The organism is Hoeflea sp. (assembly GCF_984452065.1).
This window is the reverse complement of sequence record NZ_CFHWAF010000168.1, coordinates 5,642-8,461: the sequence shown is the minus strand read 5'-3', so window position 1 is coordinate 8,461 and position 2,820 is coordinate 5,642. Positions and strand designations below refer to the sequence as shown.

The 2,820-nt window shown below is 61.0% G+C and carries 3 protein-coding genes; all 3 read left to right on the top strand.

Going from position 1 to position 2,820, the window contains the following annotated elements:
* Nucleotides 1-242: hypothetical protein (locus AC5E6N_RS21620; protein ID WP_491749751.1), on the top strand; the 242-nt coding region annotated here is incomplete at its 5' end.
* Entirely contained in the window at nucleotides 239-1,759 is a 1,521-nt protein-coding gene (locus tag AC5E6N_RS21615) for an ABC transporter substrate-binding protein (protein WP_491749750.1), read from the top strand. The genes AC5E6N_RS21620 and AC5E6N_RS21615, both read left to right, overlap by 4 nt.
* A 17-nt stretch (nucleotides 1,760-1,776) precedes the next feature.
* On the top strand, nucleotides 1,777-2,730 hold the full coding sequence (locus AC5E6N_RS21610; protein WP_491749749.1) for an ABC transporter permease: 954 nt from the start codon (nucleotides 1,777-1,779) through the stop codon (nucleotides 2,728-2,730).
* Nucleotides 2,731-2,820: the final 90 nt, after the last annotated feature.

The following is a 2,820-nucleotide window of genomic DNA, read 5'->3' as shown; positions in this document are numbered from 1 at the left end:
CCGGATTTCTGGGCAATCGCCACTATAGCGACCTTCCATTCAGCGCAGTCGGCTACCCCTGCAACAAAGGTCCGGTTCTGGCGCTGTATCCTCATGGGGCGCAGTGCCGGCTGCCGCACATCGCCGCAACGCGCCGTTTCGTGCGGGAGGTTCCGGTGGAGGGCGGAACCGCGGAAGATCTCAAGTTTCACACCGCGCGGCTGTCCCGTGCAAACGCTTCACCTCGAAAGGAAACAGCATGAACGTCAAATCCCTTGCACTTGGAAGCGCATTGGCGCTGGCAGCTGTACCGGCCGTTGCAGACGATATCATCAACATGGCAACCAGCTTCCAGATCCGTTCCATGGACCCCGTGAAACAGGGCTTCTGGATGCAGGAATTCGGACAGGGCGAACTTCTGATGAAGTTCCAGCCGGATGGCAACATCACGCCCTGGCTGGCCGAAAGCCTGGAGCGAAAGGACGAGACCACCTGGGTCATCACCATCCGCGACGGCGTCACTTTCCAGAATGGCAAGGCCATGGATGTTCCGGCCGCTTTGGCGGCCATTGACTACCATCGTAAGCGCAACAGCGGCACGCGGTCGGTTCTGCCCGCAAAAGCCAAATTCACCCAGACCGGTGACCGTGAAATCACCGTCACCACCGGGGTGCCGGTTCCCGAACTGCCGAATATCCTGGCGCATGAAAACCGGCTGATGATCATCGACGTGGAACCGGTTCTTGCGGCAGGTGAAAATTTCGAGGCCCTGGAGGGCGCGGGCATCCACACCGGCCCTTACAAACTGGTCAGCCTCGACGATCGGCGCATGGTTGCCGAGCGCTATGACGATTACTGGCAAGGCAAACCGGCCATGGCGGGCGTCGAATTGCGTTTCGTTTCGGACGTCAATGCCCGTATCCTGGCGGTTCAAAACGGCGAAGTCGACATTGCGCTCTATCCGCCGGTTGCAGCCGCGCCGGTCTTCAAGGCGACACCGAACCTGAACCTCGCGCTTGGACCGCTTTCCACCGGCGGGTTTGTCGGCTTTATGGACGTGACAAACGGTACGTTTGAAGAAAAGGCCGTTCGCCGCGCCGTCATGCTGGCGATGAATTACGAGGAAATCGCCAATACGGTCTTCCACGGAGCCAAAGCGCCCGCAACAGGGCTTTACAATCCGAACTTCCCCTATGCGCTTAAAAACTACCGGTACGATGTTGAGGACGCCAACGCGCTCCTCGACGCCGCCGGATGGGTTCGCGACGGCGATAGGCGCAAGCGGGATGGCGAAACCCTGTCGATCACCATCATGATCTATCCGCAACAGCCGGACCTGGTTCCGCTCTCAAACGCCATGCAGTCCTATCTCGCCGAGATCGGCGTCGCGTCGAAAGTCGTCTCCGTCGACAGTGTGCGCGAAGCGGCGATGAACGACCTGGTCGAGTGGGATCTGGCCCTGTCGGCAACCGGCACGGCGACCGTCGGATCGGTCAGCGGCTTCCTCAACCGGTATGTCTCCTGTGACGGTGACCGGAACTATGGTGGTTATTGCAACGACAGGGTCCAGGACCTGATCACCGCTCTGGACGTGACCGTGGACGAGGAGCGGCGCTACGACATGCTGCGCGAAATCCAGACCATCGTTGCTGAAGACGATCCCTACATCTTCAACCTGACGATCCTGAAAGAACGCGCCCTGGTGAGTGACGCCTGGTCCGACTATGTTCCGGCCGTTGCCTGGAACCACATCAAATGGGACACGGCTCCGAACAAGTGATCAGCCGGATTAAACAATTGAGACGCGGCGGCCTGTTTGCTGCCGCGTTTTCCCGCATTGCCCAAGCGCTGATCACCGCCTTTGCAGCAACGGTCATCGTCTGGGCGCTGCTGCCGCTTGCGCCCGGCGATGTCGCCACAAGGGTGTTGCTGGCGCGCGGTGTTGACCACCCGAGTGCGGCGGAAATTGCCGCAACGCGGGAAGAGCTCGGCCTCAACAATCCGCTCCACATCCAGTTTTTCGACTGGGTTGGCCAGGTGCTTCAAGGCGACCTCGGCCAGAGTTTTACCAGCCGGGCCCCGGTGACCCAGGAAATCATGGAGCGATTGCCGGCCACCGTCATGCTGTTGGGCATGGCGCTGGTCTTTTCCGCGGTCCTGTCGCTTCTTTTCGCCCTGATCGCCGCGGGTTACCGGGACCGTTGGCCAGATCGGCTGATCCAGATTTACACCCAGATCGGCGCGGCCCTTCCCACCTTCGTCTTCGCGCTGCTCGCCCTGACCTTTGTCGTCGTCGGCTTTCAGATGGGGCAGGTGCTCGCGGATGCCACATGGAAAGCCGCCTTGATCCCCGCCTTCATCATCGGGCTGGACCGCGCTGCCAGTTGGACCCAGTTGCTGCGCGCAGGCCTGCTGGAAGCCATGGCGAGCGGCTATGCGAATGTTTCACGCGCACGCGGCGCATCAGAGCGCCGGATCCTGATTCGCCATGCCCTTCCGAATGCCTTTCTGCCGTTCTTGACCGCGATCGGCATCAGCGTCGGTGCATTGATTGGCGGTGCGCCGCTCATTGAAGCCATTTTCACCTGGCCTGGCCTTGGCGCTTTTCTGCTCGAAGCGCTCTCGGCGCGGAATTACCCGGTCATCCAGGCCTATGTCCTGATCGCAGCGCTGTCTTACGTCTCGGCGGCTCTTCTGATTGACCTGATCGCGATCCTGATCGACCCCAGGCTGAGGCAGCAAGCCCCATGAACATGCTCAACATCACCCGGCCCACCGCAGACATTCGCACCACGGACCGGCGCCTGCTGACCCGCTTGTGGCGCCACGGTTCGGGTCGTG